Below are 16,400 nucleotides of genomic sequence, written 5' to 3' on the forward strand. Positions count from 1 at the left end.
TCTTATCTTAGTCAGCTGTCCTACGGTCTTCAGCCGCTATAAGTCCCACCGTAGCAACACTCGTCATCACCATACCAAAATGCTGCACCAATAATGACCAGCAGGATAAACAATATAACGATTAAAGGAAAACTTAAACCTACTCCATATTCTGAACTCATTTGCGAGAACCTCCTTTTTTCTGGGAAGGATACATACTATGACACTCGCCTATATTTTGATACAAAAGTTTTGTACAGAAGAGTAGCTTGAGGTTTTTCCAGAAATTTCTTGACTAAAAACAAATTCTAGAATATATTTTAATTAACAATTAACAAATCGTTAATTAAAGGAGTGGCTAAAATGAAAATAAACTTTACAACACCAGATGGTTATACTAGCGATATTGCTGTCTTTACCATCACATCTGAGAGTAATGGCGAGTATAAACCTCCGATAAAAAAATTGAAAATTATGCTAATCAAACGTAGTGAACAGGATCATGAAGGGAATCCAAATATAGAAGCAGGCAAGTGGGCGTTACCGGGAGGATTTGTTCGTCCTAGCGAGACAGCTTTTCAAACGGCCGAACGCAAACTTGTGGAAGAAACAGGAGTAGAAGGACTGCGGATTAAGCATTTTGGCGTCTATGATTCCCCCAGTCGAGACAAAAGAGGATGGATTATTTCAAATGCTCATTATGTGATAGCGAATGAAACTGCCCTAAAGAATCGTAAAACAACTTATGACGCACAAGATATACAACTGTTTACTATGGAAGAGGCTCTAGTCCTTAACCATGCATTTGACCATCGAACCATTATTGAGGATGCAATATGGTTCATTAAAAAGGATATGGCGCTAACAACACTTGCGAAGCATTTTCTTCCAGAACAGTTTGTCCTTTCAGAGCTTCAAGGAGTTTTATTGACCGTTTTGGATGATCCATCGATATCGACAGATGCAGCCTTTTTCAGAAAAGCACCAACACTGCCTTTTATAGAAGCAGTAACAGAAAATGGAAAACCTAAGAAATCAAATAGCTATTCCAAAACACCCGCACAGCTCTACCGTTTTAATGATTTTCAACCAATTGTTTCTGTGTACAGAAACAAACTACAAGGGTAAAAAACAAAAGGGTGAAGGGGAGAGAACGAATGGGGATATTTAGGAATTGGACACGTTTTGAAATAGGGTGGTTGTTCACCTTTACACTGGTTAACATTTATCTATATTTTGCTTGGTCAGACTCACTTATCGGCCTGATTTCATCTATAACCGGCATGCTCTGCGTGGTGTTAGTGGCAAAGGGGAAAATCTCCAATTATTATTTTGGGATTGTTCAAACGTTAACCTATGCGTATATTGCCTATGGGTATGGCCTTTATGGGGAAGTCATGCTCAATGCGCTGTTTTACTTTCCGGTACAATTTATCGGGATCTATTTATGGAAACAGAATAAAACAGAACATGGCGTTAAAGGAGAAGATGTCAAAGTTAATAGACTCACAAAAACAGGCTGGATCTATACAGTGGTATCCATTTTAATCCTTACAATCGGCTATGGGTTCTTCTTGAAGTACCTAGGCGGCAATAATGTCTGGACGGATTCTGCAACAAATGTATTGTCGATAGCGGCACAAATCCTGATGTTAAAACGATTTGCGGAGCAATGGATCCTATGGGTTTCAGTAAATGTTTTATCGATTTTCCTGTGGCTAAGTGCTTTACTCTCTCAAGGCGGGAATGATTTTTCAATGTTGGTTATGTGGTCGGCCTTTCTCGTAAACAGCCTTTATGGCTACATCAACTGGCGAAAACTTTATGTAAAACAAAATCAGGAGGTGGTCTAAATGAGTGTTGGATTCTTTGGAGGCAAGTTTCTACCGCTGCATCTTGGCCATGTGTATGCCATTGTTCAGGCTTCATCCATCGTGGATGAACTTTACCTAATTTTGTCTCATAGTGAAAAGCGTGATAAAGAATTGTGTCGAAATACTAAAATGGAGTACATTCCAGCTCAAATACGTTTACGCTGGCTGTCCAGGCTAACAAAGGATATGCCAAATGTAAAAGTAGTATCGATTGAAGACTATCAAGGAAATGATGATTACGACTGGAATGAAGGAGCTCAATTAATCAAAAAGGCAATTGGAAAACCGATAGATTATGTTTTTAGTTCTGAGACTGAATATAGCGACATCTTTGAGGAACTGTATCCAACTGCAAAGCATTTTCTAATCGATCCTATCCGCACACATGTGAACATCTCCGCAACGGCTATTCGAAAAGAAGGTGTCTTTCGTCATTGGGAGTTTATTCCTGACATCGTGAAACCCTACTTTGTAAAAATGGTCGTGGTGGTTGGAACAGAAAGCTGTGGGAAATCAACTCTAACGAAAAACCTCGCCAAAATCTACAATACCACCTATGTAGAAGAATACGGTCGGGTTGTATGTGAAGAATTAGGCGGTTGCGATGGTATTATCTCAGTAGAAGATTACCAGAAAATTGCGTATGGTCATAAGCTGGAGGAAATAAGGGCGATTGAAAAAGCAAATAAGCTAGTATTTATTGATACAGAAGCTATCGTGACCCAATTTTACTCAAACCTCTACAATCATGAGCATCAGACCGTCCTAGATGAAATCGCTAAACTCCAAGATTACGATCTTTGGCTATACCTTGAACCCGATGTAAAGTGGGTGAATGACGGGCTCCGGGTTCATGGAGAGGATAAGGTAAGGGTGAAAAATAATCATCAGCTAAAGACATTATTAAAAAAATATAATGTCGATTATAAAATCTTGAACGGTGATTATTCGGATCGGCTTAATGGCGCCATCAAACTGATAAACGAGTTACTAACTTAATAGGGAATAAGTATTGATTATTGTAAAAGGGACTCCTTGGAAGTCCCTTATTTTATTGAGAACAAACAACAATGACTTTTTTGTAATAATATAACCATATTATTACAGTTTTTCTGTATAATAGAAATAATTCTACTAGTTAACTATCTTCTAAATAATCTTAATTTGAATGGAGGAATAGATTCTATGTCAAACTTTCCGTCTATCTTTAATAATTTGAGGATTCCTGTTATTGGTGCACCACTTTTTATAATTAGTAATCCAAAGCTCGTTATTGAGCAATGTAAGGCTGGAATCGTTGGTTCGATGCCAGCATTAAATGCAAGGCCAGCCTCACAGCTTGACGAATGGCTGGCGGAAATCACAGAAGAGCTAGCAACATATAATGCACAAAATCCAGAGCGTCCAGCTGCGCCATTTGCGATTAATCAAATTGTCCACAAGACCAATGACCGGCTTGAACATGATATGGATTTATGCGTGAAATATAAAGTTCCAATTATCATCACCTCACTTGGTGCCCGTGAAGAAATCAATGTCGCTGCACACAGTTATGGAGGTATAGTGTTCCACGATATAATCAATAATAAGTTCGCACACAAGGCTATTGATAAAGGAGCAGATGGTTTGATTGCAGTTGCTGCAGGTGCTGGAGGTCATGCGGGTGATAAAAGTCCTTTCGCATTGATTCAGGAAATTCGCCAATGGTTTAGTGGACCGTTAGCTTTGTCGGGTTCGATTGCAAACGGAAATGCCATTCTTGCAGCGCAAGCGATTGGAGCAGATTTTGCCTATATTGGCTCTCCATTCATTGCAACCCACGAAGCAAGGGCAGCGAATGAATATAAGCAAGCGATTGTGGAATGTACCTCAGATGATATTGTAAATAGCAGTCTTTTCACTGGTGTACATGGCAATTATCTTGCGCCATCCATCCGGTCTGCAGGTTTGGATCCTCATGCACTTCCAGAAAGCGATCCATCGAAAATGAATTTTGGCGGTAGTGGGCAGGCAAAGGCATGGAAAGATATTTGGGGAAGCGGTCAGGGAATTGGAGCAATAAATGAGGTCACGAGTACAGCGGAGTACGTCGATAAGCTTCATCAAGAGTATATAGCTGCAAGAGAGAGAATAATGAAAACGAGCCAAGTCTTAGCTTGAAAAAAGTGCCAGGTACCACCAAATTTGGTTGGTGCCTGGCACTTTTTGTTGTACTTGGATATTTGACTAGTGCATTACTTTTGACATTTGGATTCAATCTCAGTAATGTAACGTAGTAAGATACAAACATTAGTGGTAGTAGTATCATTTTTTATTTTTTTTTATGATGGGGTTAATAACCCTTTAGAATTTCTTAAAATGTTCATAGTAGAGTTGAACTAAACTATCATGTCATTACTAGGAGGAATTATTATGTCAAACTCTCAAACTATAGAAAAGCTAGAACAGAAAATGTTTATAGATGTTATTCGTGAACGTCGTTCTGTTCGTGCATACGATCCAACAGTGCAGATCTCACGTGAAGAAATGACTGAAATACTGGAGCAGGCAACTTTGGCTCCTTCGTCTTCGAACCTGCAGCCATGGCGTTTTCTAGTCATTGATAAACCAGAGTTGAAGAAAAAGCTTTTGCCAATCGCGTTTAACCAACAACAAGTAGTCGAAGCATCTGCTGTTATTGCGGTGCTTGGCGATGTGGAAAGCTACAAGAAAGCTGAAAAAATTTATGGACAGGCTGTTGAAGCAGGCTATATGCCGGCTGATACGGCTAAATCATTCATCGAACGAACAGTCGGCATGTACTCAAACTTGCAGCCTGAAGTCGCTCGCCAAATTGTATATACGGATGGTGGCCTAATCTCGATGCAACTCATGCTTGTCGCACGATCCAAAGGGTACGACACTGTTCCAATGGGAGGATACGATAAAGCGAAGTTCGTTGAAGCTTTCGGAATTTCCGAGCGGTTTGTGCCGGTCATGCTCATTGCTATCGGAAAAGCAATGAAACCAGGACATCCTACTACACGTCTTCCTATTGAGGATGTAGCGTTCTTTAACGAATTGCCATCGGAATAAGCATGACATAATGCAAAAGAAAAGAAGAATTGAATATAAAAAATAAAAACTTTATTTTAACCCCGTTCTTTCTTAGAACGGGGTTATTTGTGTTTGAGGTTATAAAATCCAAAGTTTCGGATCGGGGAAGGACTTACTAGACTAGTTACTTCTGGAAAAAAAATGAAGATTAATACAAAAACCACGATTTGATGAAGGATATATTGAAGATTTACGATAGGATTGAAACATGTGTATAGTAATAAAGAGTTTGAAACGTTATTTTAATATGTTTCAAACCATTTTTTATGTTTACAATGATAACCTTCCTTTCCTTCATTTCATATATCATTGATTAATAATAGATAAAACCATAGTTGGTTATTATTCGGAGGCAAATAATTTAAGCTCTTCCGAATCATTAGGAAAACAAATCGTTCCTTCAAATTTCATCCCGATTTTTTCGAGCAGCTTGGAGGAACCCTGATTGTCCAAAGATGTTATAGCTAAGATTCGCTTAAGAAGCAGTTGCTCATGTCCATACTTAAGCGCAGCAGAGGCTGATTCAAATCCAAAACCTTGTGCTTGATATCTTGATAGAAAAGCAAAGCCAATATCAGGATTTTCTAGAGTGTCTCTTTTTAACAAACCACAAATTCCAATTGGTTTTTTTCCTTGCTTTTGCTCTACCAGATATAGCCCAAACCCCAATTGGGAATACATATTCATGGGGCCAGATAAAATGTAGTTCTTAGCATCTTCTAGCGTTCGGACACCTTTATCGCCGATATAACGTATCCAAGAAGGTTCATTTAAGAGTTCAAGAATAAATGCTGCATCATCTGTTCTTAACCACCGAAGAATTAAACGATCTGTTTCAAGTACTTTCAATTAATTTACACCTCATTCTTGTGATATTCCTTTTAAGTTCTGTTCAGAATGGTAAATAAAAAGTATTTTTCAATTCTACCTATATTAATGAGAAATTTTTATTTTGCACAATAAAGCATACAGCTTTTACAATAAAGTGTACAGCTTCTACAAAAAACCATACAAAAACGAGAGTCTATCCTAATTAATGGGTACGCTCTTGTTTTAGATGAGGATACATGAAAAATGAAGTGAATTTTGTAATGAATTGTAACCAATAAATGGGCGTATTGCATAGGATGCATTATTCTTCACTTACAGAGGAGGAAATGGAATGAGTGCTGATTATAAATTTGGCTTTGAAATAATTATCATACTGTTCATCCTTTTGATAATTATTGGATGCATCTTCATGTGATCTCAGTACTGGTTTGAAACATGGTTCATTTACAGAGAAAAATAAAAGGGATCAGTTGCTAACCCAACAGTTCCGTTCGTGGTCCAAAAGATAAATCACAGGATGTTTTTAGAGTGAATTCACATAAGAATTCACTCTTTTATATTGGTTGATAAATCAGCATTTCAAATTTCAAAAAGCTCTTTTATGAAACGAGTTTTAGACCTATTGCAGCACCTAAAACCATTCCTATATAAACAAGTCTTTTCCACCTTTGATTCGCCATATAGAACTATGCCTAAAATGGCTCCACCAGAGGCACCGACTTCTGTCCAAATTGCATAGGCGGTACCCATAGGAAGTGATTTCATGGAATGAGCAAGAAATAAAAAACTTGCTCCAAATCCGAGAGTTAATAAAACAAATGATTGCCAATTACGGTCTTTATGCAGTTTATTTATCATGGCAACACCAAACATCTCACAAAAACCTGCTAAGATCAAAGAAATCCATGCCATTAGGATTCATCACCTTCCTGAACTTTGTCCTTAGTAACTAATTTCAAACCAATGACACTTACCAATAAAAGTAAAATTAAGAGTAACTTTTCACTTTAAATGTTTCACCGAAGAATAAAATTTCAGAAAAGACAGTTCCAGCTGTACCTAACCCAACAAAAACTGCGTAAACAGTTCCTACAGAAAGTATAGCTTTGCCTATGGGGACAGTTACACCGATTTAAATGTTCTTGAATTAGTAGGAAATCCAGTTGCAGTTAACCCAGAACCTCGTCTTTTAGAATTAGCCAATCATAAGAAATGGGAAATAATAAAATAAGGGTAATGAAAAAGTGGTCTAGCCTATTAGAAAGCTGGCTAGACCCTATATTCGTTTGAAAACAACGTGCACTGATAAAATTAATTTATTGTACCCATAAAATTACATTTGACTTATTTAACTGTAAAAATTAATATTACAGTATAGATGTTTGGTTTAGTTCTTTCTAGATAAAAAGTTCAATTTGAAAATAACATGTTTTTATTGCCTTAACTGTAACTTTTTTTGTTACATTTAAATGGTGTTGAGCATAGGATAATGAGATAAATGATAAAAAGGGAGTGTGTAAAGGCATGGTAACTCTATTTACAACACCAAGCTGTGGTTCTTGTCGAAAAGCAAAGGCGTGGTTTGAGGAACATCAGATTGATTATATTGAAAAAAACATAATAGCTGATCCCCTTACGATTGATGAGATTAAATCGATTCTTCGCCTGACAGAAGAAGGGACGGACGAGATTATTTCGACTACCTCAAAAGTTTCTCAGGAATTGAATGTAGATATTGAATCTCTTCCACTTAATGAATTATATAAATTAATAATGAACAACCCCAAAATGTTGCGCCGTCCAATAATCCAAGATGAAAAACGATTACAGGTTGGATATAACGAGGACGAAATAACTAGGTTTTTACCACGTAGGCTTCGTACATTTGTAAACATCGAATCGCAAAAAGAGGCCAATTAATATGAAAAAAATGGGGTTACTAAACAAAAAATGATCGTTTATTATCCAAGGACTATGCAACAAGCTAAAGGTGTTAATAATCTAAAAAATTGCCTCTTAGTCAGTTGTCTAGTAAACTAACTTCAAAAAGTAAGTAACAGGTAAATTGAAGTTACGGTGCGTCCAATCTGTAACGTTTATCATTACAGTATAATAAATGATATAATAGTTAATATTAGCGGTAATAGAAAAATGATGAATGTATAGGAGGCAGGTCATGAACAGTGATTTTACACTTGCCATTCACAGTTTAACTCTTCTTGCACTACAGCCAGACCGGATGTCAACCAGTGAATATATCTCAGAAAGTGCTGGTGTCCACCCAGTTCGCATTCGGAAAGTATTAAGTTTATTAAAAAAACATGGTTTTATTAAATCAAAAGAAGGAACAGGCGGAGGATTTATATTTGCTTTAGATCCTAGTGAGGTTAACCTCTGGGACATATATAAGATTACCTCTGAAGGTGCATTACAGCCTAAATGTCCTGAATCAAATGAACAGTGCATAGTGGGAGCAAATATGCAAAGAGTGTTGTTTACCATTTTTTTAGGTGCTGAAGATCATGTGGGTGGATATTTAAAGGACTATACCATTAAAGAAATTGTTGATCTTGTCAATCAAAATCAATAAAGAAGATTTTGATGGACTTTTGTGAATCGTTTCTTTTTAATTTAAATGTAATAAAATAAATTACAGTTTTAAAAAAGTCGTTCGTGAAAAGAGCAACTTTTGAGTAATACTATACTTTTCCAAGCAGGTGAAAAATAATGTTGACTAATAATCATTGTCCCATGTTAGAAATAGGTGATTGGGTAAAGGGAAGTTTGTTGAGTGGGGAATTAATAATAGGTTATATTGAATCGCTGAGCAATTTAGATGGAGTAGCAAAGGTCACGATTGTGAAAAGTGACAACAAAGACATAATTGGCAGAACAATAGCATTATTAACCAACCAGCTTAAACGTCTACCTGCTGCAAATGTATCCAATAAGGAACAAATCCTCTTCCTAATTGACTTGGCGTTATCAACCGGGGATGAAGAATGGTTTAACGAACTATCATCCAAATTGCACTCAATGACTCAGCTTGCAAAGGAAGTTAAGGCATAAGAAGATAATCTATTTGAGGAACGATAGCAAGTCTAAGTGCCGTTTGAAATAAAAGAGTATTATCTATGAACTAGAAGTGGCAGGTGACCCGCCACTTCTTTATTTTTGATTTAAATAAAACTTGAAAAGAATTAACTGACAAACAGTGCCAGGAACCGTCCAATTATTGGTTGGTGCCAGGCACTTTGTTATTATGATGGGAACAAATAGCCGAATTAACCCATCCGTAAACCCCAATGCCCGTTCTAAACCCTATGAAGCTGAAGAAAGCTGTAATAAATCTATTTGATTCATTACATTCTTCACTAAAATCATATCTGTATGAATATAATTTGACCCGAATAGTTTATGTAAATCGGAGAGAGTTAATTGACTTCCATTAACTAGCTCATTTTTGGTATAGATGTATACTGAAAAATGTTGTTGTAAAAACAGCAAAAAGTCATTTAAATTTACACCTGATTTTTCCATATACTCACTATTAAACTCGATAAAACCTAAAGCAGAAGCACTTTTCTGAATTAGTTCTGTCATTCCTCTTAAGACAAATGCTTCATACCCCTCAACATCCACTTTAAACAACATATTTTTGTTCGTAACATCCTCTTCGACTATCGAATCAATCGTTACAGATCTAACGGTTGTTTGTTCAATCCTATCATGGGTAGGACGATAGGCTGCAGAAGATGTACCAGACCAATGTTTATCTACATAGAACGTTTTTTCTTCTTCTTTATCTGCCGCAAAGACATTAAAGATCTTAATTTGCACTTTATTTCGATGAACCTCTCTTGATTGATGAATATACTTTAACAAATCTCGATTTGCTTCGATTCCATAAATTTGTGAGTGGGTAGGATAGTTTGTCGAGAAAATACATTCTCCATAGTTTACACCTACATCGATAACCAAATCTGGTGAATATTCATTCACTGCGTTAATCCAAAAATTGGTCAAACGCTTACTTGTCATCCCATTGCTGATTAACAATGCTCTGCCTCGATTTTCTTCTGAATCAACAAAGATCGTATTGAAGGAAGGCAGCACAATTTCATTTGGAATTTTACTATTATTCAAAGTCTTGTATTTTAGAAAAATCCCTAAATCAATTAAAAACTTCCACGTCCTCGGATAATTTTCCCACATTTTTAAAAAGAAAGTCTTTCCAGCTGATGCTATCGTTTTCATTTTTTCCCCCTGTAAATGTAAATAACTACATTCATAGAATTTTCTGTTTACATTAAAAACTCCTTCACAGTTCAGAAAGATTAACAATAAATTTACAAATAAAATACAAACCTTATATTTACTCAACCTGAAGACTTAGATGAAAATAAAGCGAAGGACTGTTAAGCGAAATTCAGTTCAATTGTATAGTTACATTAATGAGCTTACTAAATGAAAGCAGGTGACATTGATGAAAAAATCTAAATTTTAGGGGCATTAGTTGATGGTAATGCTCGTGTGCTCAAATCCATGGTCGCGGAAGTGCCTGTATGTGTGACTCCAGTAATTTTGTAATTTTAAATAAGGATAAAAAAGCTTTAAAACAGAGGTGAGTTATGTTTTTCAGAATAATCCGTAATGACGTTTTAAAGAGCAAAGCGATAACGCTGACAACAATGATATTTGTAGCTGCTGCCTCTATGCTTGTTTCGCTTGCGGCGATTCTCGTTGTCAATCTTTCTGGTGCGCTAGATACGCTTATGACACAGGCGAAAACTCCGCATTTTATGCAAATGCATTCCGGTGATATTGATGCAGAGCGACTTAAATTCTTTGCAGAGCAAAATAACAACGTTGAAGAATATCAGGTAGTTGAGTTTCTAGGCATGGACGGCGCGCAGATTATATTAGGCGATCATTCGCTCAGCGATAGTGTTCAAGATAACGGCTTTAGCATACAGAACGAAAAATTTGATTATCTTCTTGATCTTAACGGCAACATCATCAACGTATCCGACGGCGAGCTTTATGTTCCAGTAACCTATTTGAGGGACAACACGACAAAGGTCGGTGACAAGGCTGTAATAAGCGGGAAGGAATTTACCGTTGCAGGATTTCACCGTGATTCAACCATGAATTCCTCGCTCTCCGCGTCAAAGCGATTTCTGGTAAGCAACAATGATTTCGCGGAAATTAAAGACCTTGGAAGTATCGAGTATCTGATTGAGTTTAGATTAAAGGATTTCTCGGGGATAGGTGAATTTGAAACAGTTTATGCTTCCGCAGGACTTGAAGCGAACGGACCAACGGTTACATATACTCTTTTCAAAATGATGAACGCCATTTCAGACGGGATGATGATTGCGGTTATCCTTCTTGTATGCGTACTTGTCGTTGCCATCACTTTTATGTGTATACGTTTTACGCTCCTTGCGAAAATCGAAGACGAATACCGTGAAATTGGTGTCATGAAAGCAATAGGGCTTCGTCTTTCTTACATAAAGAAGATTTATCTTGCTAAATATGCAGCTATTACTGTGGCAGGTAGTATTCTTGGGTATATTTTTTCGCTTATGTTCCAAGGCATACTACTTGAAAATATTCGTCTTTATATGGGCGAAAGTGAAAATTCTTCTTTTGCCATAAGCTTAGGAATCATTGGCATACTGATTGTATCTCTTGCAATTGTTGCTTATGTGAACTTTGTTTTGAAACGCTTTCGGAAAATATCCGCTGCGGAAGCTATACGCTTTGGAGCTTCTCAGGAAAAGATAGCTGGCACTAAGCGTCTTTCCTTAATTAGTAACAGACTGTTTAGCACGAATATTTTTCTTGGAATTAAGGATGTTCTCGCTAGAAAAAAATTATACGCCACAATGCTTGTGGTCTTGGCGATTTCGGCATTTATCATGATTGTTCCCCAGAACCTCTACAACACGATTTCCTCAAAAAGCTTCATTCAATATATGGGGATTGGAAACTACGATCTGCGCATTCAGACAAATATTTCAGACAAAACCAATGAAATTGTGAAGACGATAGATAGAGACAGTGACGTTTCAAAGTATACTGTTTTGACAACAAAGACTTTCAAAGTAAAAACGAGAAACGGGTCAGAGGAAAATATAAAAGTTGAACTCGGTGACCATTTGGCATTCCCTATAGAGTATTCTGAGGGCAGAGCACCTGCTCGTGATGACGAAATCTCATTTTCGGCTATATACGCTTATGAGATGAGCAAAAAGGTCGGCGATGTCATTACGCTGGGGATTGAAGGAAAGGCGAAAGACCTCACGGTAACCGGAATATACTCCGACGTTACGAACGGAGGCAAAACCGCAAAGGCAGTATTCACCGACGATTCGGCGAAAGTCATGTGGACCATCGTCTGTGTTGAACTTTCGGATAAATCACTTGTCGACAGCAAGGTTTCAGGATATTCGGACAAATTTGATTTTGCAAAGACTTCAGACATTGATGAATTTGTTTCTCAGACCCTCGGCTCGACCATAAGTTCCGTCGAAATGGCTTCCTACGCCGCTGTTGCGGTTGCGTTGGTTATTACGGTACTGATTACACTGTTGTTCTTGAAAATGCTTGTTGCAAAGGACAGGCATTCCATTGCCGTAATGAAGGCGCTCGGTTTTACAAATTCGGATATTAAGGCGCAGTATGTTTCTCGCTCGGTTTTCATTCTAATTGTCGGAATCATTCTCGGTACGCTTCTAGCGAATACTCTCGGAGAGGTCCTTGCGGGCGCACTTATCTCTTCGTTCGGTGCGTCAACGTTTAATTTTACGGTCAATCCGCTTAAGGCATATCTGTTTAGTCCGCTGATGATGATTTTCACGGTACTTATCGCAACGATGATCGCCACATCGAGCGCGGGAAAAATAAAAATTTCCGAAAATATAAAGGAGTAGGCATATGATGAAGATTATTATCGGTGATCAAATAGTAAAAGCTTTCGGTGAGGGCGATGAAAAGCGTAATGTTCTCGATGGAGTGTACGTTGAAATAAACGAAGGAGAGTTCGTTGCGGTTATGGGACCTTCTGGCTCGGGAAAATCGACGCTGATGTTTTCGTTGAGCGGAATGGACGGAATTGACAGTGGGAAGGTCGTTTTTGAGAGCAGGGATTTATCGGCGGTCGGGGAGAATGAACTTTCAGAAATACGTAGAACAAAAATGGGATTTGTTTTTCAGCAGCCGACTATGCTGAAAAATCTGAATATCCTCGACAACATCATTCTTCCGTCAATGCGTGGCAACAGAAAGAACGTCGCAAAAATCACTCAGAAAGCAAGAGCACTTATGAAAAGGGTAGGCATTGCGGAGCTTGAAAAGCGTGACATTATCCAGGTTTCAGGAGGTCAGCTTCAGCGTGCGGGAATTTGCCGCGCGCTTATGAACAACCCGAAGATCATCTTCGGCGACGAGCCAACAGGAGCGCTCAACTCAAAATCAGCGCAGGAGATTATGGATATATTTTCTGAAATCAACGAGAACGGTACTGCGGTTATGCTTGTAACTCACGACGCAAAGATTGCGGCGCGGACGGAGCGTATTATGTTTATGCGTGACGGAAAAATTGTGAGTGAGCTAAAGCTTCCAAAGTTTGATGGGACGGATATTGATGGCAGAGTTGAAGTTGTAACAGTGAAAATGCGGGAAATAGGAATATGATTTTTATGAAGAGCAGCTGCCAAATATGCTGCTTTTTCTTTTTAAACTATCTTAAAGGTCCGTGCAATAAGTTAAATATATGTAAATGGTTGGTAAATTTAAAAATTTGAATTTTCTATTTTAGTATATCGAAAGTAGATTCTTTCGGAATAAAAAGAATTCATCATTTATTTCTTATACAAAAGGGAGGGGAAGGAAAACGTTAACAATCATATTTAAATGGGATAAAGCCTTAAGCAAAGCCTGCATAGGAATTGATTTTTTAAAATAACTGCTTAAAAAAGGAGAATGTACAATGGCTAAAGGAAAATGGTAGCCTTTTAAAACCTTTTTATCAGTAGGTATTGCAGCTAGCATGGTAATACCAACTTTATCAACACCTGCATCATCGTGGATGGTCCAAATTTAAAAGAAATCAGAGGTGCAGGCAAAATTTCTAAAATTGAATATAGAAATGGAGCAAATCCCAAATTAGATGATACAACTTCAAGGAATCAGTAAACAGTATGGAGAATTCAATGCATTAAAAAATATTAACCTAGAATTACATGAAAAAGAATTTGTAGCCGTACTTGGCCCTTCAGGTTGTGGAAAAACAACCTTATTAAATCTATTAGCTGGGTTTATAAAACCAACTAAGGGTCAAATAAAGTTGGACGGTCAATTAATTGCTTCAGAAAATACACTAATTCCTCCCGAAAAAAGGAATATTAGTATGGTATTTCAATCTCATGCTCTCTGGCCACATATGAATGTAGAAGAGCATATCTATTTTCCACTTAAACACTATCATTTTGGTAAAATACATGATAAATCGGAACAAGCCACCGCAGTAACAGAAATTTTAGAATTGGTAGGACTGGAAAAATTAAGGCACCGCTTTCCGTCCGAACTTTCTGGAGGTCAAAGGCAGCGGGTTTCACTTGCAAGGGCAATCGCTCCAAAAACTAGCTTATTATTAATGGATGAACCTCTTAGCGCATTAGACGCAGAACTAAGGATAGAGATGCGAAAAGAGATTCAACGTATACATCGTCAACTTGGCACTACCATTGTTTTCGTCACTCATGATCAAGAAGAGGACTTGCCATGGCGGATAGAATCATAGTCATAAATAATGGTGAAATTGAACAAGTGGATGCACCGGAAAATCTTTATACAAGACCGAAATCTTATTTGTATCAACTTTTGTGGGAAAAAGTAATGTCATTACGGGAAAATAGGAGTCAGACGATACATTTATTCCAGGCAAATTTCCATCAGTCACTTGGAAGGATATCGGAATTCCTGAAGAACTTAAAAATAAGCAGGTTTTTCCTGTCAGGCCAGAACAATGGATATTAGGGGATCCCGAACTAAATGAAATCACAGGTAAAGTGCTTTTTTCTCAATTTCAAGGAAATGAAATTCAATATAGTGTGTTAGTTAATGAAAATACAATTTCAGTTACAGCACCTGCCATTCAGAAACGATATAAACCAGGTGAAAGTGTTAGTTTAAAACTACTAGCAGCGATAGATTAATTGGTTCTGGAAAGTAGGAATATGCAGCAATAATCCATAAAGCAATAGATTAACATAACTAAAAAACAGTTTTAATTTAAATTAAGGTTCTTTTCGCAAATTTTGTAGCTTTTGAAAAATACAAGAAAATAAATAGTTTTTTCTGTTGTTAGCTTGGATAGATTGGCTTTCATTACTTTAGCCAATTTTTAAAGATAAGGTAAAAACTCCGGTTACCACATCGTAACTGGAGTATTTTTATATTTAATTCTAAAATTTGTTTTCTTTCGGAATGTTGCCATGCATGATAAAATGAATAAACTATATATTACTAAGATTTTATTTTCTTAAATTGTGATTTTACAATAGTAGGTGTGATGGGATTTTGCAGAGAAAAAAAACAACGATGTTAATTATTATGGGTAGTTTTTTATTTGTGAGTTTTTTCCTATATCTACTTCTTCCAGATCGAAATCAAACAAAAGTGGAAAGTGTTAAGGCGATAGCTTCTGTTAATCAAGAACAAACAGAAAATACAGGAGATACTGCAGCTGAAAATGCTCCAGCTGAAGAAGTGGGACAAACAGATCTAGTAGAAGAGAATGATAAACCCATAACGGAAGATATAAAGGCTAAGGTCAGGGAAGTAGTGGAAATTGCATTAGATTTTTTCAAAAAGGATCAAAAGATTGTGGCGATTGGTGACTCGCTGACCGAGGGAGTTGGAGATGAAACAGAGAATGGCGGTTATGTCGGCATCCTTAATCACACGTTTGAGCACCATAACCTAAATATCAGTGTTGAAAACTTTGGTAAAAAAGGAAACCGGTCAGATCAATTACTTAAACGGCTGGAAAAAGAAGAGATTGCCTCTGCCATTAAAGAGGCAGATATGGTACTAATCACAATTGGTGCGAATGACATTATGAATGTACTAAAATCCAATTTTATGAATGTTACGATGGAACCCTTCCAAGAGGAAAGGTTGAAATATATCGAGCGTTTAAGAGCTATTTTAAATAAAATTAATGATCTGAATCCAGATACCCAAATTTATCTAATTGGATTTTATAATCCGTTTGAACGACATTTTGGTGAAATCAAAGAACTTGGAATGATTATAGAAAATTGGAATGATGATGGAAAATCTCTTGCAGAAGAATACGATAATGTAAAGTATATCCCAACAAAGGACTTGTTCAGTAATTCAAACGTAGACTTATTGGCAGAAGATGAATTCCATCCAAATTCAAGTGGCTATAAACTTATGGCCAAGCGAGTTTTAGAATTTTTGAAAGAATCTTATGAAGAATCCGAGATTGACAAAGTCGAAGTAACATCATAATCCTGAACGAATGCCACAGGGACGGTTCTCTTGGTCACTACCTTGACCAAGAGAACCGTCCCTGTGTGTTTT

Annotated in this window: 17 protein-coding genes and 2 pseudogenes; 14 read left to right on the forward strand and 5 right to left on the reverse strand. The window is 37.2% G+C overall.

Annotated elements, in window-relative coordinates; all coding sequences use genetic code 11:
* Window positions 1-29: 29 nt before the first annotated feature.
* Complete coding sequence (locus QNH48_RS13750) at window positions 30-161, reverse strand: YjcZ family sporulation protein (RefSeq protein ID WP_133371049.1); 132 nt, start codon at window positions 159-161, stop codon at window positions 30-32.
* Window positions 162-342: 181 nt separating this feature from the next.
* Between QNH48_RS13750 and QNH48_RS13755 the strand changes: the two genes are divergently transcribed.
* From QNH48_RS13755 to QNH48_RS13775, 5 genes are all read left to right on the forward strand, one after another.
* The gene (locus QNH48_RS13755) at window positions 343-1,107 is read left to right on the forward strand and encodes an NUDIX domain-containing protein (protein WP_283955410.1); all 765 of its coding nucleotides are present in this window, start codon (window positions 343-345) and stop codon (window positions 1,105-1,107) included.
* A gap of 29 nt (window positions 1,108-1,136) precedes the next feature.
* Window positions 1,137-1,832, forward strand: coding sequence for a nicotinamide riboside transporter PnuC (gene pnuC, locus QNH48_RS13760; protein ID WP_283955411.1), 696 nt, complete (start codon window positions 1,137-1,139; stop codon window positions 1,830-1,832).
* A complete protein-coding gene (gene nadR / locus QNH48_RS13765) occupies window positions 1,833-2,852 on the forward strand; it encodes a multifunctional transcriptional regulator/nicotinamide-nucleotide adenylyltransferase/ribosylnicotinamide kinase NadR (protein ID WP_283955412.1) in 1,020 nt (339 codons plus the stop codon).
* Between the two features lie 186 nt (window positions 2,853-3,038).
* Window positions 3,039-4,013, forward strand: a complete 975-nt coding sequence (locus tag QNH48_RS13770) for an NAD(P)H-dependent flavin oxidoreductase (RefSeq protein ID WP_283955413.1) — start codon at window positions 3,039-3,041, stop codon at window positions 4,011-4,013.
* A 252-nt stretch (window positions 4,014-4,265) separates the two neighbouring features.
* Complete coding sequence (locus tag QNH48_RS13775; protein WP_283955414.1) at window positions 4,266-4,928, forward strand: nitroreductase family protein; 663 nt, start codon at window positions 4,266-4,268, stop codon at window positions 4,926-4,928.
* Between the two features lie 363 nt (window positions 4,929-5,291).
* Here the strand turns inward: QNH48_RS13775 and QNH48_RS13780 are convergent, their stop codons facing one another.
* A complete protein-coding gene (locus QNH48_RS13780; RefSeq protein WP_283955415.1) occupies window positions 5,292-5,798 on the reverse strand; it encodes a GNAT family N-acetyltransferase in 507 nt (168 codons plus the stop codon).
* Window positions 5,799-6,111: 313 nt separating this feature from the next.
* Between QNH48_RS13780 and QNH48_RS13785 the strand changes: the two genes are divergently transcribed.
* On the forward strand, window positions 6,112-6,195 hold the full coding sequence (locus QNH48_RS13785) for a YjcZ family sporulation protein (RefSeq protein WP_283955768.1): 84 nt from the start codon (window positions 6,112-6,114) through the stop codon (window positions 6,193-6,195).
* A 184-nt stretch (window positions 6,196-6,379) separates the two neighbouring features.
* On the opposite strand, the pseudogene QNH48_RS13790 reads toward QNH48_RS13785, so the two are convergent.
* Both QNH48_RS13790 and QNH48_RS13795 read right to left on the reverse strand, forming a co-directional pair.
* Window positions 6,380-6,692 (reverse strand): annotated as a pseudogene (locus tag QNH48_RS13790) (DMT family transporter).
* Window positions 6,692-6,882: pseudogene (locus QNH48_RS13795) on the reverse strand (DMT family transporter); the annotation flags it as partial. The pseudogenes QNH48_RS13795 and QNH48_RS13790, both read right to left, overlap by 1 nt.
* 422 nt (window positions 6,883-7,304) lie before the next feature.
* Between QNH48_RS13795 and spxA the strand changes: the two are divergent.
* The 3 genes from spxA (at window position 7,305) to QNH48_RS13815 (ending at window position 8,849) form a co-directional block, all read left to right on the forward strand.
* On the forward strand, window positions 7,305-7,700 hold the full coding sequence (spxA, locus tag QNH48_RS13805) for a transcriptional regulator SpxA (protein WP_283955416.1): 396 nt from the start codon (window positions 7,305-7,307) through the stop codon (window positions 7,698-7,700).
* Between the two features lie 256 nt (window positions 7,701-7,956).
* Complete coding sequence (locus QNH48_RS13810) at window positions 7,957-8,370, forward strand: RrF2 family transcriptional regulator (protein ID WP_283955417.1); 414 nt, start codon at window positions 7,957-7,959, stop codon at window positions 8,368-8,370.
* A gap of 137 nt (window positions 8,371-8,507) precedes the next feature.
* Window positions 8,508-8,849: an IDEAL domain-containing protein gene (locus QNH48_RS13815; protein ID WP_283955418.1), complete on the forward strand. Its 342-nt coding sequence runs from the start codon at window positions 8,508-8,510 to the stop codon at window positions 8,847-8,849.
* Between the two features lie 252 nt (window positions 8,850-9,101).
* Here the strand turns inward: QNH48_RS13815 and QNH48_RS13820 are convergent, their stop codons facing one another.
* Entirely contained in the window at window positions 9,102-10,037 is a 936-nt protein-coding gene (locus tag QNH48_RS13820; protein ID WP_283955419.1) for an FkbM family methyltransferase, read from the reverse strand.
* Window positions 10,038-10,411: 374 nt separating this feature from the next.
* Here QNH48_RS13820 and QNH48_RS13825 point away from each other — a divergent pair, with 374 nt between their 5' ends.
* The 5 genes from QNH48_RS13825 (at window position 10,412) to QNH48_RS13845 (ending at window position 16,328) form a co-directional block, all read left to right on the forward strand.
* The gene (locus QNH48_RS13825; protein ID WP_283955420.1) at window positions 10,412-12,718 is read left to right on the forward strand and encodes an ABC transporter permease; all 2,307 of its coding nucleotides are present in this window, start codon (window positions 10,412-10,414) and stop codon (window positions 12,716-12,718) included.
* A gap of 4 nt (window positions 12,719-12,722) precedes the next feature.
* Complete coding sequence (locus tag QNH48_RS13830; RefSeq protein WP_283955421.1) at window positions 12,723-13,481, forward strand: ABC transporter ATP-binding protein; 759 nt, start codon at window positions 12,723-12,725, stop codon at window positions 13,479-13,481.
* Between the two features lie 475 nt (window positions 13,482-13,956).
* Window positions 13,957-14,589 (forward strand): ABC transporter ATP-binding protein, encoded by a 633-nt coding sequence (locus QNH48_RS13835; protein WP_283955422.1) that lies wholly within the window; start codon window positions 13,957-13,959, stop codon window positions 14,587-14,589.
* 268 nt (window positions 14,590-14,857) lie between these two features.
* Window positions 14,858-15,004: a hypothetical protein gene (locus QNH48_RS13840; RefSeq protein WP_283955423.1), complete on the forward strand. Its 147-nt coding sequence runs from the start codon at window positions 14,858-14,860 to the stop codon at window positions 15,002-15,004.
* Window positions 15,005-15,368: 364 nt separating this feature from the next.
* Window positions 15,369-16,328, forward strand: a complete 960-nt coding sequence (locus tag QNH48_RS13845; protein ID WP_283955424.1) for an SGNH/GDSL hydrolase family protein — start codon at window positions 15,369-15,371, stop codon at window positions 16,326-16,328.
* The last annotated feature ends 72 nt before the right edge of the window (window positions 16,329-16,400 follow it).

This window comes from Neobacillus sp. YX16 (assembly GCF_030123505.1).
Classification (GTDB): Bacteria; Bacillota; Bacilli; order Bacillales; family Cytobacillaceae; genus Neobacillus.

Coding starts and splice junctions, on each gene's coding strand:
- QNH48_RS13830 (WP_283955421.1), top strand. CDS start 12,723: ATGATGAAGATTATTATCGGTGATCAAATAGTAAAAGCTTTCGGTGAG.
- nadR (WP_283955412.1), top strand. CDS start 1,833: ATGAGTGTTGGATTCTTTGGAGGCAAGTTTCTACCGCTGCATCTTGGC.
- QNH48_RS13755 (WP_283955410.1), top strand. CDS start 343: ATGAAAATAAACTTTACAACACCAGATGGTTATACTAGCGATATTGCT.
- QNH48_RS13810 (WP_283955417.1), top strand. CDS start 7,957: ATGAACAGTGATTTTACACTTGCCATTCACAGTTTAACTCTTCTTGCA.
- QNH48_RS13775 (WP_283955414.1), top strand. CDS start 4,266: ATGTCAAACTCTCAAACTATAGAAAAGCTAGAACAGAAAATGTTTATA.
- pnuC (WP_283955411.1), top strand. CDS start 1,137: ATGGGGATATTTAGGAATTGGACACGTTTTGAAATAGGGTGGTTGTTC.
- spxA (WP_283955416.1), top strand. CDS start 7,305: ATGGTAACTCTATTTACAACACCAAGCTGTGGTTCTTGTCGAAAAGCA.
- QNH48_RS13815 (WP_283955418.1), top strand. CDS start 8,508: ATGTTGACTAATAATCATTGTCCCATGTTAGAAATAGGTGATTGGGTA.
- QNH48_RS13770 (WP_283955413.1), top strand. CDS start 3,039: ATGTCAAACTTTCCGTCTATCTTTAATAATTTGAGGATTCCTGTTATT.
- QNH48_RS13825 (WP_283955420.1), top strand. CDS start 10,412: ATGTTTTTCAGAATAATCCGTAATGACGTTTTAAAGAGCAAAGCGATA.
- QNH48_RS13835 (WP_283955422.1), top strand. CDS start 13,957: ATGATACAACTTCAAGGAATCAGTAAACAGTATGGAGAATTCAATGCA.
- QNH48_RS13750 (WP_133371049.1), bottom strand. CDS start 161: ATGAGTTCAGAATATGGAGTAGGTTTAAGTTTTCCTTTAATCGTTATA.
- QNH48_RS13785 (WP_283955768.1), top strand. CDS start 6,112: ATGAGTGCTGATTATAAATTTGGCTTTGAAATAATTATCATACTGTTC.
- QNH48_RS13820 (WP_283955419.1), bottom strand. CDS start 10,037: ATGAAAACGATAGCATCAGCTGGAAAGACTTTCTTTTTAAAAATGTGG.